This is a genomic window from Dactylosporangium sp. NPDC050588 (assembly GCF_040654975.1).
Classification (GTDB): Bacteria; Actinomycetota; Actinomycetes; order Mycobacteriales; family Micromonosporaceae; genus Dactylosporangium; species Dactylosporangium maewongense.
In genome coordinates, this window is sequence record NZ_JBFAJA010000018.1 from 124,492 (window position 1) to 144,260 (window position 19,769).

Annotated in this window: 21 protein-coding genes and 1 riboswitch; of the genes, 12 read left to right on the forward strand and 9 right to left on the reverse strand. The window is 72.6% G+C overall.

Features of this window, described 5'->3' with window-relative positions:
- The first annotated feature begins 201 nt into the window (after window positions 1-201).
- Both AB0I21_RS15050 and AB0I21_RS15055 read left to right on the forward strand, forming a co-directional pair.
- Window positions 202-540, forward strand: a complete 339-nt coding sequence (locus tag AB0I21_RS15050) for a hypothetical protein (RefSeq protein WP_344504439.1) — start codon at window positions 202-204, stop codon at window positions 538-540.
- Window positions 537-1,043, forward strand: a complete 507-nt coding sequence (locus AB0I21_RS15055; RefSeq protein ID WP_360561434.1) for a roadblock/LC7 domain-containing protein — start codon at window positions 537-539, stop codon at window positions 1,041-1,043. Before AB0I21_RS15050 ends, AB0I21_RS15055 begins: the two co-directional genes overlap by 4 nt.
- 49 nt (window positions 1,044-1,092) lie before the next feature.
- On the opposite strand, the gene bluB is transcribed toward AB0I21_RS15055, so the two are convergent.
- The 3 genes from bluB to AB0I21_RS15070 all read right to left on the reverse strand — a co-directional run bounded on the left by bluB (window position 1,093) and on the right by AB0I21_RS15070 (window position 3,606).
- On the reverse strand, window positions 1,093-1,713 hold the full coding sequence (gene bluB, locus AB0I21_RS15060; RefSeq protein ID WP_360561435.1) for a 5,6-dimethylbenzimidazole synthase: 621 nt from the start codon (window positions 1,711-1,713) through the stop codon (window positions 1,093-1,095).
- A gap of 37 nt (window positions 1,714-1,750) precedes the next feature.
- Window positions 1,751-1,955: riboswitch (cobalamin riboswitch) on the reverse strand.
- Between the two features lie 87 nt (window positions 1,956-2,042).
- A complete protein-coding gene (locus tag AB0I21_RS15065; RefSeq protein ID WP_360561437.1) occupies window positions 2,043-2,729 on the reverse strand; it encodes a metallophosphoesterase in 687 nt (228 codons plus the stop codon).
- Between the two features lie 139 nt (window positions 2,730-2,868).
- Entirely contained in the window at window positions 2,869-3,606 is a 738-nt protein-coding gene (locus tag AB0I21_RS15070; RefSeq protein ID WP_360561439.1) for an MBL fold metallo-hydrolase, read from the reverse strand.
- Between the two features lie 71 nt (window positions 3,607-3,677).
- Here AB0I21_RS15070 and AB0I21_RS15075 point away from each other — a divergent pair, with 71 nt between their 5' ends.
- Window positions 3,678-4,628, forward strand: coding sequence for a helix-turn-helix domain-containing protein (locus AB0I21_RS15075; RefSeq protein WP_360561441.1), 951 nt, complete (start codon window positions 3,678-3,680; stop codon window positions 4,626-4,628).
- A gap of 66 nt (window positions 4,629-4,694) precedes the next feature.
- On the opposite strand, the gene AB0I21_RS15080 is transcribed toward AB0I21_RS15075, so the two are convergent.
- Both AB0I21_RS15080 and AB0I21_RS15085 read right to left on the reverse strand, forming a co-directional pair.
- The gene (locus tag AB0I21_RS15080) at window positions 4,695-5,387 is read right to left on the reverse strand and encodes an HAD family hydrolase (RefSeq protein WP_360561443.1); all 693 of its coding nucleotides are present in this window, start codon (window positions 5,385-5,387) and stop codon (window positions 4,695-4,697) included.
- Between the two features lie 39 nt (window positions 5,388-5,426).
- Window positions 5,427-5,930, reverse strand: a complete 504-nt coding sequence (locus AB0I21_RS15085; RefSeq protein ID WP_360561445.1) for a hypothetical protein — start codon at window positions 5,928-5,930, stop codon at window positions 5,427-5,429.
- Here AB0I21_RS15085 and AB0I21_RS15090 point away from each other — a divergent pair.
- From AB0I21_RS15090 to AB0I21_RS15100, 3 genes are read left to right on the forward strand one after another with little or no spacing between them, the layout of a single operon-like run.
- On the forward strand, window positions 5,923-6,135 hold the full coding sequence (locus AB0I21_RS15090) for a hypothetical protein (RefSeq protein WP_360561446.1): 213 nt from the start codon (window positions 5,923-5,925) through the stop codon (window positions 6,133-6,135). The two genes, AB0I21_RS15085 and AB0I21_RS15090, sit on opposite strands and share 8 nt — an antisense overlap.
- A gap of 41 nt (window positions 6,136-6,176) precedes the next feature.
- A complete protein-coding gene (locus tag AB0I21_RS15095; protein WP_360561448.1) occupies window positions 6,177-6,863 on the forward strand; it encodes a dienelactone hydrolase family protein in 687 nt (228 codons plus the stop codon).
- A gap of 10 nt (window positions 6,864-6,873) precedes the next feature.
- Window positions 6,874-7,836, forward strand: coding sequence for a zinc-binding dehydrogenase (locus AB0I21_RS15100; protein WP_360561450.1), 963 nt, complete (start codon window positions 6,874-6,876; stop codon window positions 7,834-7,836).
- Window positions 7,837-7,940: 104 nt separating this feature from the next.
- Here the strand turns inward: AB0I21_RS15100 and AB0I21_RS15105 are convergent, their stop codons facing one another.
- On the reverse strand, window positions 7,941-8,753 hold the full coding sequence (locus AB0I21_RS15105; RefSeq protein WP_360561452.1) for an alpha/beta fold hydrolase: 813 nt from the start codon (window positions 8,751-8,753) through the stop codon (window positions 7,941-7,943).
- A gap of 98 nt (window positions 8,754-8,851) precedes the next feature.
- Between AB0I21_RS15105 and AB0I21_RS15110 the strand changes: the two genes are divergently transcribed.
- Both AB0I21_RS15110 and AB0I21_RS15115 read left to right on the forward strand, forming a co-directional pair.
- Window positions 8,852-9,253 (forward strand): hypothetical protein, encoded by a 402-nt coding sequence (locus AB0I21_RS15110; protein ID WP_360561454.1) that lies wholly within the window; start codon window positions 8,852-8,854, stop codon window positions 9,251-9,253.
- A gap of 371 nt (window positions 9,254-9,624) precedes the next feature.
- The gene (locus AB0I21_RS15115; RefSeq protein WP_360561456.1) at window positions 9,625-10,125 is read left to right on the forward strand and encodes a hypothetical protein; all 501 of its coding nucleotides are present in this window, start codon (window positions 9,625-9,627) and stop codon (window positions 10,123-10,125) included.
- Between the two features lie 435 nt (window positions 10,126-10,560).
- On the opposite strand, the gene AB0I21_RS15120 is transcribed toward AB0I21_RS15115, so the two are convergent.
- The gene (locus AB0I21_RS15120; RefSeq protein WP_360561458.1) at window positions 10,561-11,493 is read right to left on the reverse strand and encodes an NADP-dependent oxidoreductase; all 933 of its coding nucleotides are present in this window, start codon (window positions 11,491-11,493) and stop codon (window positions 10,561-10,563) included.
- A 104-nt stretch (window positions 11,494-11,597) separates the two neighbouring features.
- Between AB0I21_RS15120 and AB0I21_RS15125 the strand changes: the two genes are divergently transcribed.
- Window positions 11,598-12,563 (forward strand): helix-turn-helix domain-containing protein, encoded by a 966-nt coding sequence (locus tag AB0I21_RS15125; protein WP_360561460.1) that lies wholly within the window; start codon window positions 11,598-11,600, stop codon window positions 12,561-12,563.
- Here the strand turns inward: AB0I21_RS15125 and AB0I21_RS15130 are convergent.
- Together AB0I21_RS15130 and AB0I21_RS15135 are read right to left on the reverse strand one after the other, a co-directional pair.
- Window positions 12,527-13,876 carry a hypothetical protein gene (locus AB0I21_RS15130; protein WP_360561462.1) on the reverse strand — a complete coding sequence of 450 codons (1,350 nt, stop codon included), beginning with the start codon at window positions 13,874-13,876 and terminating at the stop codon, window positions 12,527-12,529. The genes AB0I21_RS15125 and AB0I21_RS15130 overlap by 37 nt on opposite strands.
- A gap of 2 nt (window positions 13,877-13,878) precedes the next feature.
- Window positions 13,879-15,288 carry an ROK family transcriptional regulator gene (locus AB0I21_RS15135; RefSeq protein ID WP_360561463.1) on the reverse strand — a complete coding sequence of 470 codons (1,410 nt, stop codon included), beginning with the start codon at window positions 15,286-15,288 and terminating at the stop codon, window positions 13,879-13,881.
- Window positions 15,289-15,582: 294 nt separating this feature from the next.
- Between AB0I21_RS15135 and mmsA the strand changes: the two genes are divergently transcribed.
- Genes mmsA through AB0I21_RS15150 form a run of 3 tightly spaced genes read left to right on the forward strand, consistent with a single transcriptional unit; the run spans window position 15,583 to window position 19,614 of the window.
- Window positions 15,583-17,151, forward strand: a complete 1,569-nt coding sequence (gene mmsA / locus AB0I21_RS15140; protein ID WP_360561465.1) for a multiple monosaccharide ABC transporter ATP-binding protein — start codon at window positions 15,583-15,585, stop codon at window positions 17,149-17,151.
- Window positions 17,148-18,446: a multiple monosaccharide ABC transporter permease gene (gene mmsB, locus AB0I21_RS15145; RefSeq protein ID WP_360561467.1), complete on the forward strand. Its 1,299-nt coding sequence runs from the start codon at window positions 17,148-17,150 to the stop codon at window positions 18,444-18,446. Before mmsA ends, mmsB begins: the two co-directional genes overlap by 4 nt.
- Window positions 18,447-18,501: 55 nt before the next feature.
- Window positions 18,502-19,614, forward strand: coding sequence for a sugar-binding protein (locus AB0I21_RS15150; RefSeq protein ID WP_360561469.1), 1,113 nt, complete (start codon window positions 18,502-18,504; stop codon window positions 19,612-19,614).
- Window positions 19,615-19,769: the final 155 nt, after the last annotated feature.

Genomic DNA, 19,769 nt, shown 5'->3' on the forward strand with positions numbered 1-19,769 from the left:
AAACTGTTTATGAGTTGCGCGCGCTCACCGGCAGTGACCGGTGGATCGGTTGAGAAGTCAGCCGGCCATGAGCCGTCCGGCTAAAAGCTGCGTCGAAGAGTGCGGCGAAAGATCGCTTCGTGCGAGGCTGGCCGCGGCACCCGCACCAGCTCAGGAGGCACGGATTTGAGCAACAACCTGGACGTCGCGCTGAAGAGCGCGATGAACATCGAGGGGGCGTTCGCGGTCGCGCTCGTCGACTACACCAGCGGCATGACGCTGGGCACCCTCGGCGGCGGCGCCGACTTCGACATCACGGTGGCCGCGGCCGGCAACACCGACGTCGTGCGGGCGAAGCTGCGCACCATCGAGATGCTCGGTCTCGGCGAGCCGATCGAGGACATCCTCATCACGCTCGACAGCCAGTACCACATCATCCGGCCGCTGCACTCCCGCAACGGTCACGGGTTGTTCCTGTACGTGGCGCTCGCGAAGGCGCGCGCCAACCTCGCGCTGGCCCGCCACCAGCTGCGCGCCATCGAAGAGGGCCTCGAACTGTGACGTCCGGCTTCTTCGGCGGCGCCCCCGACGCCGACGGCCTGCCGCGCAGGGAGAGCCTCGAGCCCGGGGGCGGCGTCGGCCAGCTGCAGCCGCCGCGGCTGGGCGCGCGGCCGGAGCCGCTCGACGCCGCTCTGTCCCCGGTGCGCGCCGCGATGGCGGACCTGCGCCTGCGCGTGCCGGGGGTCCGCGGCAGCGTGCTCGCCGGCGTCGACGGCCTGCTGGTCACCTACGACCTGGGCGCGTACGACGCCGGCGGAGGCACCGAGCCGCACGACGCGGCCGCGCTCGCGGCGACGACGTTCGGCCTGGGCCGGCAGGTGGCGCTGGTGCTGGGGCAGTCACCGTTCCGGGACGCGACCATGCGCAACGACGGCGGCTACTTCACCGTGTACGCCGTGGACGGCAGCACGCTGCTCGCGGTGCTCGGCAGCGACGGGCTCAACGTCGCCCGCCTGCACCTGGAGGCCCGCCCGACCTGCCAGCAGCTCGCCGCGCTGCTCTGAGCCCCGCCCCGGTCCCGCCCGGCACCGTGCCCGCCCCACGCGGCGCCGGCTACCAGCGGTCGTGGTGCACGGCGTCGGCGAGCGGGGCCCGGCGGCGCCAGCCGTGCCGCTCCAGGTCGGGGACGGACTCCAGGTGGGTCACCGGGCCCAGGCACAGCCACGCGACCGGGCGGATGCCGGCCGGGACGCCCAGCAGCTCACGGACGAACGGCTCGCGGTAGAACGACACCCAGCCGACGCCGAGCCCCTCCGCGGTCGCGGCCAGCCACAGGTTCTGGATGGCGAGGCAGACGGAGTAGAGGCCGGCGTCGGCGATCGCGTGCCGGCCGAGGACCGCCGGGCCGCCGCGGCCGGGGTCGTACGTGACGACCACGGACAGGGTCGCCTCCAGCACGCCGTCGATCTTGATGCGGGCGAAGGCCGCGGCCCGGTCGGCGTCCAGCGTCGCGGCGAACGTGTCGCGCTCGGTGCGGACGTGGTCGTGGAAGGCGCCGCGCAGGGCGGGGTCGCGGACGAGGACGAAGTCCCACGGCTGGGACAGGCCGACGCTCGGCGCGGCGTGGGCGGCGCCCAGCACGCGGTCGAGGACGTCGCCGGGGATCGGCGCGCCGGTGAACTGGCCGCGCACGTCGCGGCGGCGGTGCACGACGTCGTACAGGTCGGTGCTCATCAGGGCAGGCTCCCGCTGCTCGTGGCCGCCCGTCAGGGACGGCCGGTGGCCGCGAGGCCGGTCTTCGGACTCTCGGATCAACGCCTGCACCGTCCGCCTTCCCAGCCCTGAGGCCAGTGACCGCGCACCGCTGGTGCGCATGGACGGCAGCTCCCCGATCACCGCGGCGGGCCCGTGCCGGATTCACACCGGCTTCCCGATTCTCCCCGGTCGCCCGGGGCACCTCGCTTCAGTTCGTGCCGTCCGGCAGCATACGCGGCGGCCCGGCCGGGCCGCGGCAATAGCGGCCCGTCGGGGCTCAGTCCGCGGCATTCGCGGCCCGTCGGGGCTCAGGGCACGCAGAGCCGGTAGTGGGTGGTGAGCCGGCCGTCCTCGACGAGGTGGAACGCGAGCGCCGGCGGCGGCTCGGGCCGGTCCTCGGGCTCCCACGGCAGCACCATCGTCGACTCGACGCCCGGCGCGGCGAGCACGGGCACGCCCGCGAACGTGCCGACGGCGGCGCTGTGGACGTGCCCGCACAGGACGGCGAGCACGTCCGGGTGGCGGCGGAGGACGTCGGCGAGCCGCCCGGCGCCGAGCTGGCGGACCTGGTCCGCGGCGGGCTTGCCCACCGGCACCGGCGGATGATGGCAGCACACGAACGCGGGCGTGCCCGCCGCCGCAGCGAGGGTGCCGTCGAGCCACCGGAGGGTGCCGTCGTCGAGCCAGCCCTCGGCGTGCCCGGGCACCGACGAGTCGCACAGCGCGAACAGCACCCCCGCCACGGTCTCGGCGCGGTCGGTCCGGAACGCGGCCGGGTCGTCGTGGTTGCCGGGCACCGCGAGGACGGGCACACCGAGCTTCCGGAGGCGGCCGAACGCCGCGTATTCGGCGTCGAGTCCGTGGTCGGCGACGTCGCCGGTGACGAGCACGGCGTCCACCGGTTCGCGGAGGCTGCCGATGTACGCGATGACGCGGTCGAACCGGTCGGTCGGCTGCGCGCCGAGGTGGAGGTCGCTGAGGTGGGCGATGAGCACCCCTGCCGGTTACCCCGGCCGGCGCGCGGCTACCGCGGCGGGCGCGCGCCATCCGCGACGGTCCCGCGGCGCCTGCGGCGGGTGCGCGTTGCCCGTGGCGGTCCCGTGGCGGGTGCGCATTGCCCGCGGGGGTTCGTGGCTACCGCAGCAGGTGTGCGCTGCCCGCGGTTTCGAAGGCGGCGCGGACGTCGGCGATGCCCTCGGTGAAGTGGGCCCAGCTGTCGACGTGGACCGGCACCACGGTCTTCGCGTCCAGGAGCCTGGCCGCCGCCAGCATCCCCGCCGCGCCGAGGGTGAGGTCGGCGTCGCCGAGCAGGGCGGTGCGGGCCCGGCCGCCGAACAGGATCGCCACGTCGACGGACGGGAAGCGCGCCGCGACCGCGGCGACGACGTCCAGCGACGCGTTGTCGCCGCTGACGTAGACGGTCGGCAGGCCGTCGCCGTGCAGGACGAACCCGGTGACCGGGCCGGTGAGGTGCTCGGTGCCGTCGGGGCCGTGCCGCGCGGGGACGGCGGTGACCCGCACGTGGCCGCCGCCGGGCCGGGGCAGGTCGGTGTGGGACCACGGCTCCAGGCCGGTGACCTGGCCGCCCAGGCGGGCGGCCGCCGCCGGGGTGCTGAGCACCACCGGTACCGATGCCGCGAACGCACGACCGAGGGTGTCGAGGTTGTCGGGGTGCTGGTCGTGCGAGAGCAGCACGACGTCGACGGCGCCGGCGTCGTCGGGGGTGCCGGCGGCGGGCTCGGTCTTGGTCAGCACGCGGCTGCCGAGCGGGTACTGCCCGGGCGGGTCGAACGTGGGGTCGGTGATGAACGTGACGCCACCGACGCCGAACACCACCGTCGGGCCGCCGAACCGCTGGAACTGTATCGTCATGGGCTTCACCTTCCCCGGTCCCGGTGCCCGCCGGCAGTGGCTGGAACGCCATCCTCCGATACGATCGAGCCATGACGCGCTCGGCGACGACGGTCGGGGTGCTCATCGGCGACGGCGCGCCGATGCTGGAGGTCGCCGTGGCGCCCCGGGTGTTCGGCGTCGCGGACGCCTTCGACGTGCGGACCGCGGGGGAGCACCCCGGCCCGCTGACGACGACCGCCGGCATCGCCCTCACCGCCCCGCACGACCTCGACGCCCTCGACACCGCCGGCGTCGTCGTCGTGCCCGGCTGGCGGGTGCCCGGCGGCGCGCCGGTCGCGCCCGGCATCCTCGACCGGCTCCGCCGCGCGCACGACGAGGGCGCCACCGTGGTCGGGCTGTGCCTGGGCGCGTTCGTGCTCGCCGAGGCCGGCCTGCTCGACGGCCGCCGCGCCACGACGCACTGGCGGCACCTGCCCGAGTTCGCGTCCCGCTTCCCCGCGGTCGACGTCGTCGAGGACGTGTTGTATGTCGACGAGGGCCCGGTCGTCACCAGCGCCGGCAGCGCCGCGGGCCTCGACGCCTGCCTGCACCTGCTGCGTCGCGACCACGGCCCGGCGCTCGCCAACGCGGCCGCCCGCGCCCTCGTCGTCGCCCCGCACCGAGCCGGCGGGCAGGCCCAGTTCATCGAGCGCCCGGTCCCGCGGCCGCGCGACGGCGACGCCGTGGGCGACGCGATGCGCTTCGCCCTGGAGCGCCTCGACGACCCGACCCTGGACGTCGACCGCCTCGCCGCCACCGCCCACCTGAGCCGCCGCACGTTCGACCGCCGCTTCCGCGAGGCGACCGGCTCGTCCCCGCTGCGCTGGCTGCTCCAGCAGCGCGTGCTGCGCGCCCAGCACGTCCTGACCACCACCGACCTGGACATCGACGCGGTCGCCCGCGCCTGCGGCTTCACCGACGGCGTCGCCCTGCGCCCCCACTTCCGCCGCCAGGTCGGGATCCCGCCGCACTCGTACCGCGCCGGCTTCCGCACCCCCTGACGCCGCCCGCTCCGCCCGGTTTCATGGCCGCCGCTTCCGGCTCGGCGGTGCGCCGGTTCCGGCGGCTCAGTGGGGGAGCAGGAGGGCGGGCAGGTCGCGCAGTGAGCCGATCCGGTGCGCCTCGCCGGGTGGGGCGGTGCCGGGGCGGTCGAGGTGGACGGCGCGCAGGCCGGCGGCGCGGGCCGGGAGGACGTCCAGGTCGTGGCGGTCGCCGACGCTCACGACGGTCTCCGGGGCGAGGCCCCAGCGGCGGCACGCCTCGGTGAAGACGGCGGGGTCGGGCTTGAACAGGCCGAGGGTCTCGGCGGTGTAGACGGGTCCGGCGAGGTCGCGCAGGCCGATGCGGGCGAGCTTGGCGGTCTGCTGCTCCTCGATGCCGTTGGTGAGGACGGCCGTGCGCAGCCCCGCCCGCCGGATCGCCGCCAGCGCCGGGCGGGCGTCGGGGTAGGCGGCCCACGACTGCTCGTACATCAGCAGAAAGCCGGAGAAGAGGGTGTCGAGCCGCCCGTCGTCCTCGCAGGGGGTGCCGACGGCGGCGAGGAAGTCGCGGAGCCTGCGGCGGCGCTGCTGCTGGAACGTGACCAGCCCGGCCCGCCACGCCTCGAGGTGCCGCTCCTGGACCGTCGCCCACAGGGTCCGGGTGCCGGCGTCCGGCTCGACCCCGATCGTGGGCAGCCAGCGCAGGAGGGCCGCGCTGACGGCGGCCTCGTGGTCGAGCAGGGTGCCGTCGAGGTCGAGCAGGACGCCGCGCAGCTTCACCCCGCGAACTCTACGGGGTGAAGTTCATAACCCTATTTCCTATCGGAAAGGCAGATACACGATCGCCCGGTGGGCCGTCGCGGTCTGCCCGCCGGCCGGCCCGCGGGCCACACCGGCGACCTCGACCTCGGCGGCCTGCTGCTGCTCGGTGGCGCCACCCTCGCCCTCAACCTGGTGCTGTCGTTGTACCTGCAGGACGGCTTGCACCACCCGCCGCTCGCCGCCGCGGCGATCGCGCTGCCGAGCGCGGTCGGCTTCACGCTGACGTCGGTGCTCGCCTCGGGGCTGCGGCGGCGGGGGACCACGGTCGCGCTCGGCGTCGCGGTGGCCGGCATCGCGACCTCCATCGCCGCGGTCGAGCTCCTTCCGGAGAGGCAGGTGGTGTGGGCCCTCGCGGTGGGGCAGTTCGTGACGGGGGCGGCGGGCGGCTACGTCAAACTCGCCGAACCAGGCGCTGACCCTGTCCCACGCGCCGCCGGGCGCCAACGGGCTCAGCGCCGCGCTGCTGCGGCTGTCGCAGCGGCTCGCCGCGAGCGTGAGCATCGCGGCCGTCAGCGGCATCTTCCTGGCGACGGCGGCCGTGCCCGACGGTCACACCGCCGCGATGGCCCGCGGTGCGGCGCTGTGCCTGGGACTCGCCACGCTCGGCCTGCTCTTCGCCGCCCTCGACCGCGACCGGCCCCGGGACGCGCCCGGCCCGCCGCCCGTCGCGGCCGGGCGCTCGCCGCGGGTGCCATCCGGGTCCTGATCGCGGGCATCGGCGGCGCTATTGGTCGCCGTGGATGGGCGGTGCCTAGCGTGGCCGGCGTGTACATCGCCCGGCCGGTGTCGACCGGTCCGCAGCACCGGGTCGTCGTCGGCCATCAGCTCTTCGGGATCGACGCGGCGGTCCGCGCGTTCGCCGACCGGCTCGCCGCCGAGGGCTGCCTGGTCGCCGTGCCCGACCTGTACCACCGCAGCGCACCCGGCGTCGAGCTCCCGCAGGACGACGAGGGGCGGGCCCGCGGCTTCGAGCTGCTGCACCGCCTCGACCGGGACGAGGTCGTCGCCGACGTCGCGGCGGCGGTCGACGTCCTCGGCGGCGACCCGTCCGGCGTCAGCATGGTCGGGCTGAGCGTCGGCGGGCACGCCGCCTATCTCGCCGCTGCGCGGCTCGGGCTGGCGGCGACCGCGGTGCTCTACCCGGGCTGGCTCACCGGCACCCAGATCCCCATGAGCCGCCCCGAGCCGACGGTGACGCTGACCCCCGCCGTCACGGGCCGCCTGCTCCTTCTCGTCGGCGGCGCCGACCACGTCGTGCCGCCCGGGGACGTCGCCACCGTCGCCGCGGCGCTGCGGGACGCGGGCGTGCGGCACGAGGTCGTCGTCTACCCGGACGCGCCGCACGCGTTCCTGCTGCCCGGTCCTCCCACGTACCGCCCGGAGCCCGCCGCCGACGCGTGGCGGCGGATCCTGGAGCTGATCACGGCCTCGTAGGGTTGGACGCATGCGCGCCATCCGCTGCGACCGCTTCGGCGGCCCCGAGGTCCTCTCGCTCGCCGACGTCCCCGACCCGGAGCCCGGCCCCGGCCAGCTGCTCGTCGACGTCGGCGCCGCCGGCGTCAACTACGCCGACACGTATCGCACGCTCGGCACGTACAGCGGCGGCCAGACCCTGCCGTTCATCCCCGGCACCGAGGTCGTGGGGCGCACCACCGGGGGCAGGCGGGTCGCGGCGCTCACCTTCGCCGGCGGCGGCTACGCGGAGCGCGCCGTCGTGTCCACTGTGGACGCCGTGGACGTGCCGGACGCCGTCGCCGACGGCGCCGCGCTCGCGCTGCTGGTGCAGGGCCTCACCGCGTGGCACCTGCTGCACGGCAGCGCCGCCCTGCGCCCAGGCGAGACGGTCGTCGTCAACGCCGCCGCCGGCGGCGTCGGCACCCTCGCGGTGCAGCTGGCCCGGCACCTCGGCGCGGGCCGGATCATCGCCGCCGCGTCCAGCCCCGCGAAGCGCGACCTCGCCGTGTCCCTCGGCGCCGACACGGCCGTCGACAGCGACCCCGGCGGCTACCCGGCCCGCGTCCTGGCCGCCAACGGCGGCGCACCGGTCGACGTCGTGCTGGAGTCGACCGGCGGGCCCGCGTTCGCGGCCGCGCTGGAGGTCCTCGCGCCGCTCGGCCGGCTGGTCACCTACGGCGACTCGTCCCGCCTCGGCCGCCCGCCCGTCGACCCATCGCTGCTCGCCGACCGCAGCGTCGCCGTCGCGGGCTTCTGGCTGCGCCCCGTCCTCACCCGCCCGGACGCGTTCGCCGGGCCCCTCGGGCAGCTGCTGGACCTGACCGCGTCCGGGGTCCTGCGGCCGCAGGTTGGGCCCGCGTATCCGCTGCAGGACGCCCGCCGCGCCCACGAGGACCTGCTCGCCCGCCGTACCACCGGCAAGCTCGTCCTCACCGTCGACCGGCCTCGCTGACGGCTTTGCTGACGGGCTCGCTGACGGCTTTGCTGACGGGCTCGCTGACAGCTTGCTGACGGGCTCGCTGACGGCTTTGCTGACGGCCTTTCGCGCAACGACCGTTACCGGGCCGGCGGGGCGAGGTGGCGGTCGAGGAAGGCGGTGACGGTGCCGGCGAGTTCCAGGCGGTGGTCGGAGAGCGCGTGGTCGGTCGGGAAGAGCGTGTGCTCGAGGAGGATGTGCGGCCGCTGCTCGTACGCGCGAACCAACGGCACATGGTGAAGCTCGTGCGGGGTGACGGGGTCGCGGCCGGTGCCGATCAGCAGGACCGGGCGGCCCTCGAACGCGGGGGCGAGGCCGGCCAGGCGCCAGGCGGGTCCGGCGGCGGTCATCTCGCGCACGAGGGCCTCGCCGCTGGTGCCGCGCAGCGGGAGCAGGTCGCTGCCGAGCGCCTCCACGCACTCGGCCCGCACCACCGAATCCGCGCACAGCCGCGCCGCGGTGCCGACGTCGAACCCGGCGACGGACACGGTCGCGCGGACGGCGGGGTCGGCGGCGGCGGTCATCAGCGCCGCGAACCCGCCGAGGCTGTGGCCGGCGACCGCGACCCGCGACGGATCCAGGCGGTGCGTGGCCGCGAACGCCTCCTCGCGGACGGCGGCCACGACCGCGGCGGAGTCCTCCAGGACGTGCCGCCACGAGTAGTCGCCGCCCATGCCCCACGAGCCGCGGTAGTGGAAGACGAGCGCCGCGTAGCCCGCCCGGCGCAGCGCCTGCGCGAGGTCGAAGTTGCGCTCGTTGCCCGGGAAGCCGTGCAGGAGCACGACGACCGGGTGCGGACCGTCCCCGGCGGGCAGGTGCAGGACGCCGGCGAGGCGCTCGCCGCCGCTGGTGAAGCTGACCGCGGGTGTGCCGGCGTACGGTGGCGTCGTCATCGTCCGGACGCTAGCACCCGGCAACCGTCGCGCAGCGAGTTGTCCAACGGTGTCCAACGACAGGCGATAGACAGATGTCACATCGACACAATGCACGCATGGCGGCGTCGCAACTCGTACACGATGAAGCGTTCTGGAACTATTGGGAGCAGACCCGGCAGAACGGCACGCACCAGCACACCGGACGGTTACGGGCCTGGCGGGAGGACGGCGGGCGGCTGCTGGCGATGCTGACCGTGCAGCCGTACTTCGAGGACTACGGCTGCACGATCCCGCAGCAGGTGCGGGCGAGGTTCCCGTTCTCGGGGCGGCTCGTCGACGTCGTGTCGTATGAGCCGGGCTGGTGGGGCGGCAGCTGCCGGTATCACATCGCGGACCCGGCGCACGTGAGCGTGCAACGATGGATGTCGGTGGACGCGCGCGCGGTCGCCAGGCGTCTGGGGCCCGGGTTCCTGATCGACGACGAGGCGGACACGACGTTCGGCCAGCTCGGGGCGTGAGGTCTTGCCGCTCGGCCCTGGTGGCGTAAATATCGGGTAAAACCGCATATATGCGGTTTGGCGTCCGTAGCGTCGGGTTGATGAGGATGGTTCACAGGCTGGTGGGCGCTCTGGCCGCCCTCGCGGTGACCGGTGCCCCGGCACTCTCCGCGCCCGCCACCGCACTCGTTCCTGTTGCCCCTGCGGCTTCCCCGTCTCCGGCGGCTGTGCCTCCGTCGGGTTCGGCGCCTTCGGCTCCTTCAGCTTCGTCTTCTTCGGCTTCGTCTCCTTCAGCGTCGGCTTCGGCGTCGGCGTCGGCTTCGGCTTCGGCTTCGGCTTCGGAGGATCTTCGGCCGGCGCTGCTGACCGCGGCGGACCTGCCCGACGGGTTCGTGCCGATCGCCGCGGCCACCAACGACAACGGCGCGGTCACGCTCGGCGGCAACTTTCCCGGCTGCCCCTCGCTGGACCCGGTGACCGGCGACGGCACGACGGCCGCCGCCGTCACGTACAGCAAGGGCGCCGTCGGCCCGTACCTGACGCACGCGCTCGTGCACTTCCCGACCGGCGGCGCCGCGACGGCGATGGACCGGCTCGCCGCCGCGGTCACCACGTGCAAGTCGTTCAGCCAGGAGCTCGCCGGGATCACGGTCCGCTTCACGCTCGCGCCCACCGAGGTGCCGACGACACTCGGCCAGAGCGCCTTCGGGGTGCGCATGACCGGCGACACCGACTTCGGCATCGCGGTCACCGCCGACATCGTCGCCGTCCGCCGCGGCGAGTTCGTGCTGTGGCTCAACGACATGACCGTCGGCACCACACCCGCCGGCATGGTCACAACCCTCGCAAAGGCCGCCGCCGACCGCTGCGCCTCCCGCATCAAGGGCTGCTGACGTTCGATTTCGCCAGTGCCACGACCACGTATTACGATGCGTAGCGAGCCCGCTCCGAGCCGAAATCACGATTTGGTGGCCGGTGTTACCGTGTGAGGGTCGGAACACGTCACGGGCATCGGTCTCCTCAACGAGTCGCGGCCGACGAGTTCGCGGCTCAGAAGTGGCTCAGGAACCGCTGCCAGCGAGGACGCCCCAACGGCCGCGGGCGACGTAGCGGGCGCGGGTCAGCCGCCGACGGTGGCTTCGCGGGCCCACGACGGGTTGGCTGGCGATGTGGCTTCGCGGGCCCACGACGGGTTGGCTGGCGATGTGGATTCGCGGGCCGGCGGCGACTTGAACACGGCCCGGTCCAGGAAGGGCGTGTGCAGCCGGCCGGCGGCGAAGCAGACTGTCGGCCGGTCAAGCCACCGTCAGCAGCCAACAGGCGGCGGCTCAGTGGGCGACGGTGAGGACGACCTTGCCGGCTGAGCGGCCGGTCGCGACGAGTTCGTGGGCGCGTGCGACCTCCTCCAGCGGCAGGACGGTGTCGACCACGACCCGTAGCTCGCCCTTGTCGACCAGGTCGGCGAGTGACCGTAGCCCAGCGTGGTCGGGCTGCACGAGCAGGAACCCGGCCCGGCGGCCCTGCTGCCGGGCCTCGTCCGCCAGGTACGCCTCGGCGGGCGAGGCGAGGGACACCAGGATGCCGCCGGGGCGCAGGGTGCTCAGGGAGCGGGGGCCGTACTCGCCGCCGATCGGGTCGATCACGGCGTCCAGGTCGGCGGCGGCGTCCTCGAACTTGACCGCGGTGTAGTCGATCACCTCGTCCGCGCCGAGGTCGCGGAGCAGGTCGTGCTTGGCGGGGCTGGCGGTGCCGATGACGTGCGCGCCGCGGGACTTCGCGATCTGCACCGCGAGGTGGCCGACGCCGCCGGCGGCCGCGTGGATCAGGACCCGCTGGCCCGGCTGGACGTCCGCGGTGTCGACGACCGCCTGCCACGCGGTCAGGCCCGCCAGGCCGAGGCCGGCAGCCTCCACATGGGACAGTCGGGCAGGCTTGCGGGCCAGGTGCCGCGCCGGTGACGTCACGAAGTCCGCGTACGTGCCCGCCGCCTCCGGCAGGCGTGGCATGCCGAACACCTCGTCGCCCGGGCGCAGCCAGGTCACGCCGAGGCCGGTCTCCTCGACGACGCCGGAGACGTCCCAGCCGAGCCGGACCGTGGTGCCGAGCAGGCCGCCGGTCGTGCGGTGCCACAGGTCGGTGGGGTTCACCGCGGTCGCGTGGACGCGGACGAGGACCTCCGAGATCCCCGGCTGGGGACGGTCCACCTCCACGACCCGCAGCACCTCGGGACCGCCGAACCCGTCTTGATCGATCGCGCGCATCTTGTTGCTTCCCATCTGTTCGTACGACGTGTGTGCGTTCAGCGTCGTCGTGACGGGTGCCGCATTCGAGTGGCCACACTGCCAGTATGTGCAAAGATCTGGCCATGGCAGCCACCGTGCACCGGGTCGTCGTCCTTGCCCTGGACGGGGTGTATCCGTTCGAGCTGAGCATTCCGAGCAGGATCTTCGGCACCGCCGGTCCGCTGCTGTACGAGGTGGTGACGTGCAGCCTCGACGGCGCCCCGGTCCGCACGGGCTACGACTTCGACGTCGCCGTCCAGCACGACGCGTCCGCGATCGACACCGCCGACACGCTGGTCGTGCCGCCGTTCGTGTGCGCGCCCGACGGGCCGCGCGACTGGCTGCCCGCTCCACTGGCCGCGGCGCTGCGGCGGCGGCGTCCCGGGGCGAGGATCGTGTCGATCTGCACCGCCTCCTATGTGCTGGCCGCGGCGGGGCTGCTCGACGGCCGCCGGGCCACCACGCACTGGAACGACGCCGAGCACTTCCAGCGCACGTTCCCTCAGATCGACGTCGACGCGTCGGTACTGTTCATCGACGACGGCGACGTGTTGACGGCGGCCGGTGCCGCCTCGGGGATCGACGTGTGCCTGCACCTGATCCGCCGGGACCACGGCAGCGCGGTCGCCAATCGGGTCGCCCGGCTCTGCGTCGTGCCACCGTGGCGGGAGGGCGGGCAGGCGCAGTACATCGACCGGCCGGTCCCGGCTCCGTCCACGGCGTCGACGGCGGCGACCCGGCAGTGGGCCCTCGGCCGCCTCGACCGCCCGATCTCCCTGGCCGAGATGGCGGCGCACGCGAGGATGAGCGTGCGGACGTTCTCCCGCCGGTTCCGCGAGGAGGTCGGCATGACGTCGGGGCAGTGGCTGACCCGCCAGCGGGTGGAGCACGCCAGGCGCCTGCTGGAGACGACCGACCTGCCGGTCGACCGGGTCGCCGCGGAGTCGGGCTTCGGCACCGCCGCCTCCATGCGCCAGCACCTCGCCGGCGCCATCGGCGTCCCGCCAATGGCCTACCGCAACACGTTCCGCGCTTCCGCCCCGGCCTGACCCGACGCACCGGCCGCGCCGGCGGAAGCCGCGACCTCGGAAGCCGCCGCCTTCGACGCGATGGCATGGGCGGTGGCGGTACGGAACTGCTGCGTCTCGACGACCCACCGGATATGGTCCCGGTCGCGTGGTGGCATCCGGGTCAGCAGATCGGCGACGTAGCCGGCGGGGAGAACGGAAACGAGGTCGTCGTTCGGCCATCCGCTGGGCAGGGCCGCGAGCACCAGCGCCGCGGCGTCCGGAGCCAACGCGGTCAGGAAACGGGCGGCGGCGTCAGGCGTGCGCCACTTCAGGTGCTGGGCGGCCCGCAGCGGTGTCATCGCCGCGAGCCGCGCCACGGCGTCCCCGAAATCCATCAGCAGCAGGATTTCCGCCCGTTTCGGGCGGGGGAACCGGTCGGCGGCCGCCGCGGGTGGCATGGCGGCGAGCAGGCGGGCGGCAAGCGGCTCCGGCATCGCGTTGAACATCCAGGCCGCCGACCGCGGATCCATGGCGGCGATCGCACCGGCCAGCGCGGCGACATCCGGCATCGCAAGGTCCGCAGCGAGAGGTCCGGACAGCATGGCATCGGCGATTCGTGCGGCGGGCGCCGGTTCGAGGGCCTCGAACACCGCGGTCAGGTGTGGTGTGTCGAGGCCGGCGAGCTCCGCGGCGGCGACGGCCGGGGGGAGTGCGGCGAGGTCGGCGGCGGGCCGTGGGTGGGTGATCGGCACGCCGTACGCGCGGCGCCAGCGTCGCCACGAGCGGGTCCTCAGGTTCGCGTGGGGATGGTCGAGCAGCCAGAGCAGGTAGCCGGCGCGGAACCGGACGGTCTGGTCGGGCGAGCCGGCCGCGGTCTGCACCCGGTCCCGCAGCGAGGGTCCGTCGAGGAACCGGGCCAGCTGCACAGAATGGCGTCCGGACCGGGGTTGGTGCGATCCGGTGCCGGCGTGGACGGCGTCGAGCACCAGATCCTCCAGCACGGCCCGGGCCCGCTCGGACGCGCCGTGGCGGATGAACGCGCCGTCGGGCCAGCAGCCACGCGGCCAGCGGGGCACCACCCGGCGCCATTCGGCGGGGAACTGCCGCCGCCACTGTACGAACAGCAGCGCGTACGGCTCCAGCGCGCGCAGCTCGCCGGCGGTCAGGTCGGTGGTGTACGCGGCGTACGCGGCGACCGGGTCGGCGAGGGTGCCGGTCGGGTGGGACTCGTAGCGCCGCCAGAGCAGCGCGACGTGGCGCTCCACCGCGGCGGCCCGGACGGCGGGGTCGGCGGAGACGAGGTCGAAGACCCACGCGTACGCGGGCAGGGTGCGCAGGTCGAACCAGCCCATGGTCACTCCGAAAGCAGGGCGGAGACCTGCGGGGAGAAGGTCGCGTGCAGCACCAGCGCCGCACCGCCCACGACGGCGGCGTCGACGCCGAGGGGGGACAGCGCGACGTCGACGACGCGGATCTGGCGGGCCAGGGGACGGGTGGCGAGGGCGCGGACGACGGCGTCGCGGAAGCGGTCCTCGACGTGGCGGATGCCGTGGCCGCCGAGGATGACCAGGTCGACGTCGATGATGTTGACGACGTTGACGACGACGGTGGCGAGGTGCTCGGCGGCGGTGTCGATGACGGAGACGGCCAGGGGGTCGCCCGCGGCGGCGGCGAGGCAGATCGCCGGATGATCGACGGTGGACGGGTCTGCGCGGAACGCGGCGGCGAGCGACGACTCAGGCACCCCGGCAACGGCCGGCTCAGGCGCCCCGGCAACGGCCGGCTCGACCACCGCAGCAGCAACGGGAGCCGCCCTGCCGACCGGCGATGCTCCGCCGACCGAAGCGGCAGCGAGCGAAGCCCCGGCAACCGGCGATGGCCCGGCGACCGAAGCGGCAGTGAGCGGTGGCCCGGCGACCGAAGCGGCAGCGAGCGAAGCCCCGGCAACCGCGGCGGCACCGGCCGGCGAAGCGGCGAGGAGGCGGTGCGCGGCGGCGACGATCGCGGGCGGGTTGACCAGGCTCTCCAGGCAGCCGCGGTTGCCGCAGTAGCAGCCGGGCCCGTCGTCGGCGGCGGTCGTGTGGCCGAACTCGGCGGCGTTCATCGAGCCGCCGCGGAAGACCTGGTGGCCGAGGACGAGGCCGCCGCCGACGCCGGTGCCGAGGTGGAAGTAGGCGAAGTTGGCGACGCCACGGCCCGCGCCGGCCCAGCGTTCGCCGACGGCGGCGGCGGTCGCGTCGTTGTCGAGCGTGACGTCGAGGCCGGTGGCGGTCGCGAGCATCTCCTTGATGGGCACGCGGGTCCAGTTGGCCAGCTGCGGCGGTGAGATGACCATGCCGACGTGCTGGTCGATGGGGCCGGGGGCGGCGAGGCCGAGGCCCAGGACCCGGTCGCGTTCGACGCCGGCCTCCCGCAGGACCTCGTCGACGAGCTCGGCCATCGCGGCGGTCACCACGGCCGGGTCGGCCGGGCGCGGGGTGGGGCGGCGGGCGGTGACCAGGGGTCGGCCGAGGAGGTCGACGACGACCGCGGCGAGCTCGACCGGGTCGAAGTGCAGGCCGACGGCTCGGCCGGCGTCGGCGTTGATGCGCAGGACGGTGCGGGGCTTGCCGCCGCTGGAGCTGCGGGCGCCGTCCTCGTGGACGATGCCCTCGTCGATCAGCCGGCGGACGATGCCGGAGACGGTCTGCGGGGTCAGGCCGGTGTGCTGCGCGATCTCCACACGGCTGACGCCGTCGGCTAACTGAATCTGATCCAGCACCACAGCCCGGTTGTATTGCCCTACTTTAGGGAGGTTGGTCCCTACCTGTCGCACCCGTTACCGCCTTCGCACCCGTTGCTCATCACATCCTCTCCCAGGACGTTGACTTTGTAAAACAATTTGATTTACGCTCGGACACACGCAGCTCACCGCCCAGACACGAGACCGTGCCTCGCGAGGCAGCGTCATTACCGGATTGTTACCAACCAGTCCAGCTGGCGGCTTTGCAAAGTCTGCGATCTGAAATAAGTTGGTTGCCACAACAAATGTGCCAACTGGCGTTCCCCCGGAGGCAACATGACGAGCAGCGCTCCGGTCTTGCTGGAGATGCGGTCGATCACCAAGGAGTTCCCCGGCGTCAAGGCGTTGTCCGACGTCAATCTGGTGGTCCGGTCCGGCGAGATCCACGCCATCTGCGGCGAGAACGGCGCCGGCAAGTCCACTCTGATGAAGGTGCTCAGCGGCGTCTACCCGTATGGGTCCTACGACGGCGACATCTTCTACCAGGGCAACCAGGTCCGCTTCCCGGACATCCGGTCCAGCGAGCACGCCGGCATCGTGATCATCCACCAGGAGCTCGCCCTCGTCCCGGGCATGTCGATCACCGAGAACCTGTTCCTGGGCAACGAACCGAAGAAGTTCGGTGCGATCGACTGGCAGGCCGCCAACAAGAAGGCCTACGAGCTGATGGCCCTGGTCGGCCTCAAGGAAGACCCCGACACCCTCATCAAGGACATCGGCGTCGGCAAGCAGCAGCTCGTGGAGATCGCGAAGGCGTTCGCCAAGGAGGTGCGGCTGCTGATCCTCGACGAGCCGACCGCCGCGCTCAACCAGAACGACTCCCAGCACCTGCTGGACCTGCTCAAGGGGTTCAAGGAGCGGGGCATCACCTCGATCATGATCTCGCACAAGCTCAACGAGATCGAGGCGATCGCCGACACCATCACGATCCTGCGCGACGGCAAGACCATCGAGAGCCTCGACGTCAAGGGCGACGGGGTCAACGAGGACCGGATCGTGCGGGGCATGGTGGGCCGCGACCTCAACAGCCGCTTCCCCGACCACACGCCGAAGATCGGCGAGGTGTTCTTCGAGGTCCGCGACTGGACGGTCCGGCACCCGATCTCCGCCGAGCGCCTCGTGTGCAAGAACTCGGCCTTCAATGTCCGGCGCGGCGAGATCGTCGGCTTCGCCGGCCTGATGGGTGCCGGCCGCACGGAGCTCGCGATGAGCATCTTCGGCCGGTCCTATGGGACCTGGCTGTCGGGGCACATCTTCAAGGACGGCAAGGAGATCGAGCTCAAGTCGGTCTCCGAGGCCATCAAGGCGGGCCTCGCGTATGTCAGCGAGGACCGCAAGGCGGTCGGGCTCAACCTCCTCGACGACATCAAGACGTCGATGGTCGCGGCCAAGCTGTCGAAGATCTCCCGCAACGGCGTGCTCGACCAGGTCAAGGAGCACACCTACGCGGAGGAGTACCGCAAGAGCCTGCGGGTCAAGACGCCGACGGTCGACGAGGGCGTCACCAAGCTCTCCGGCGGCAACCAGCAGAAGGTCGTCCTGGCGAAGTGGATGTTCACCGACCCGGACCTGCTGATCCTCGACGAGCCGACCCGCGGCATCGACGTGGGCGCCAAGTACGAGATCTACGGGATCATCCAGCAGCTCGCCGACCAGGGTAAGGGCGTCATCGTCATCTCGTCCGAGCTGCCCGAGCTGATCGGCCTGTGCGACCGCATCTACACCGTGTTCGAGGGCACCATCACCGGCAACATCGAACGCCGCGACGCCAACCCGGAACTCCTCATGAAGCAGATGACCTCCGCGAAGACCGCGCCGACCATGAAGAAGATGCCGACGTCATGAGCCGATTCAAAGACCTGCAGAAGAACCTCTTCGGAGGCTCGACCTCCAACGCCCGGCAGTTCGGGATGATCTTCGCGCTCCTGGCGACCATCCTGTTCTTCCAGTTCAAGACCGACGGCCTGACGCTCACGTCCGGCAACCTGATCAACGTCGTCCTCCAGGGCTCGTACATCCTGATCCTGGCCATCGGCATGCTGATGGTCATCGTGGCCGGTCACATCGACCTGTCCGTCGGGTCGGTCGCCGCCTTCGTCGGCATCATCGTGGCGAAGGTCATGAAGGAGTGGGACCTGCCCTGGTGGGCGGCGATCCTCTTCGGCCTCGGCGTCGGCGCGATCGTCGGGGCGTGGCACGGCTTCTGGGTCGCTTACATCGGCGTGCCGGCCTTCATCGTCACGCTCGCCGGCATGCTGCTGTTCCGCGGCGGCAACCAGTACATCGGCAACGCCGACTCGGTGCCGGTGCCGGCGGCCTTCAAGGAGATCGGCGCGGGCTATCTGCCCGAGGTCGGGCCCGACACCGGGTACAACAACCTGACATTGCTGCTCGGCCTGGCCGCCTGCCTCGCCGTGGTCTACCGGGAGTACCGGGCCCGGCAGGTGCGCTTCGCGATGAACGCGGACCCGACCCCGATCTGGGTGTCGGCCATCCGCCTGGCGGTCATGCTCGGCGTGATCGTCTTCGCCACGCTGCGCTTCGCCGGCGGCCGGGTGGGCACCAGCTTCCCGATCTCCGGCATCATCCTGGCGGTCCTGATCCTCTGGTACTCCTTCTACACCCGCAACACGGCCGGCGGCCGCTACATCTACGCGGTGGGCGGCAACTCCCGCGCCGCGGAGCTGTCGGGCGTGAAGCTCAAGCGGGTCAACTTCTTCGTCATGTTCAACATGTCGGTCCTCGCCGCCCTGGCCGGCATGATCTTCGTGGCCCGTTCCGGCGCCTCCGGCCCGCAGGACGGCCTCAGCTGGGAGCTGGACGCCATCGCGGCCGTCTTCATCGGCGGCGCGGCGGTCTCCGGCGGCCTCGGCACCATCAGCGGCTCGATCGTCGGCGGTCTGGTCATGGCCTTCCTCACCAACGGCCTCCAGCTGCTCGGCACCGGCGCCGACAAGACCCAGATCATCAAGGGTCTGTTCCTGCTCGCCGCCGTCGCGTTCGACGTCTACAACAAGAGCCAGGGTCGCTTCTCGATCATCGGATCGTTGAGCAAACCCTTCCGCCGGGAGTCAACCGGAGGTCCGTCCGCAACAGCCGGAACCGGACAAGAGGCCGCCAAGACCCCGGTGGCCGGCTGACGCCCTGTCCCGCCCCAACACCCGCACCTCCATCCGAAGAAAGGCAATCCAGAACATGCGCAAGTTCCTCACCAGGAGCCTCGCCGTCAGCGCGGTCGCTCTGCTCGCACTCGGCACCGCCGCCTGTGGCGACTCGGAGCGCGAGGGCAGCAGCAGCCCGAGCGGTGCCGCCGCCAAGGGCTTCGCCGCCGACTCGCTGATCGGTGTCGCGCTGCCGTCGAAGACGTCGGAGAACTGGGTGCTCGCCGGTGACCTGTTCACCAACGGCCTCAAGGACGCCGGCTTCAAGTCCGACGTGCAGTACGCCGGTGCCTCGACCACGGTCGCGGACCAGCAGGCGCAGATCTCCGCCATGATCACCAAGGGCGCGAAGGTCATCGTCATCGGCGCGACCGACGCCGCGCAGCTGTCGACCCAGGTCAAGGCCGCCCACGACGCCGGCATCAAGGTCGTCGCGTACGACCGCCTCATCACCCAGACGCCGGACCTGGACTACTACATCGCGTTCGACAACTTCAAGGTCGGCCAGCTCCAGGGCCAGGCCCTGCTGGACGGCATGAAGGCCAAGAAGGCGACCGGCCCGTGGACCGTCGAGCTGTTCTCCGGCTCGCCGGACGACAACAACGCCGGTGTGTTCTTCAACGGTGCGATGGACGTGCTCAAGCCGCTCATCGACAAGGGTGACGTCATCGTCGGCTCCGGCCAGAAGGACGTCAAGCAGACCGCGATCCAGGGCTGGAAGGCCGAGGGTGCGCAGCAGCGCATGGACTCCCTGCTGACCTCGACCTACACCGCCGGCAAGACCCTCGACGGCGTGCTCTCCCCGAACGACACCCTGGCCCGCGCGATCATCACCTCGGTGAAGGCCGCCAACAAGCCGATCCCGGTCGTCACCGGCCAGGACTCCGAGGTCGAGTCGGTCAAGTCGATCATGGCTGGCGAGCAGTACTCCACGATCAACAAGGACACCCGCAAGCTGGTCGCCGAGACGATCAACATGGTCAAGGCGCTGCAGGCCGGTAACGAGCCGACCATCAACGACACCAAGTCCTACAACAACGGCGTCAAGGTCGTCCCGTCGTACCTGCTCCCGCCGGTGATCGTCACCAAGGCCAACGCCGCCGAGGCGTACGCCAACGACCCGAAGCTGTCCCCGCTCACCAAGTAATTCGAGCGATCCGCTAACACAGCGATCAAGTAGTACGAGGCAACTCACCGTCGTGGGGGGGCGGGGGCCCCGGGCGGGGGGCCCCCGCCCCCCGCGGGGGGGCCGCCGGGCTTGCAGGGGCCGCCGCCCCCCCCCCCCCCCCCCCCCCCCCCCCC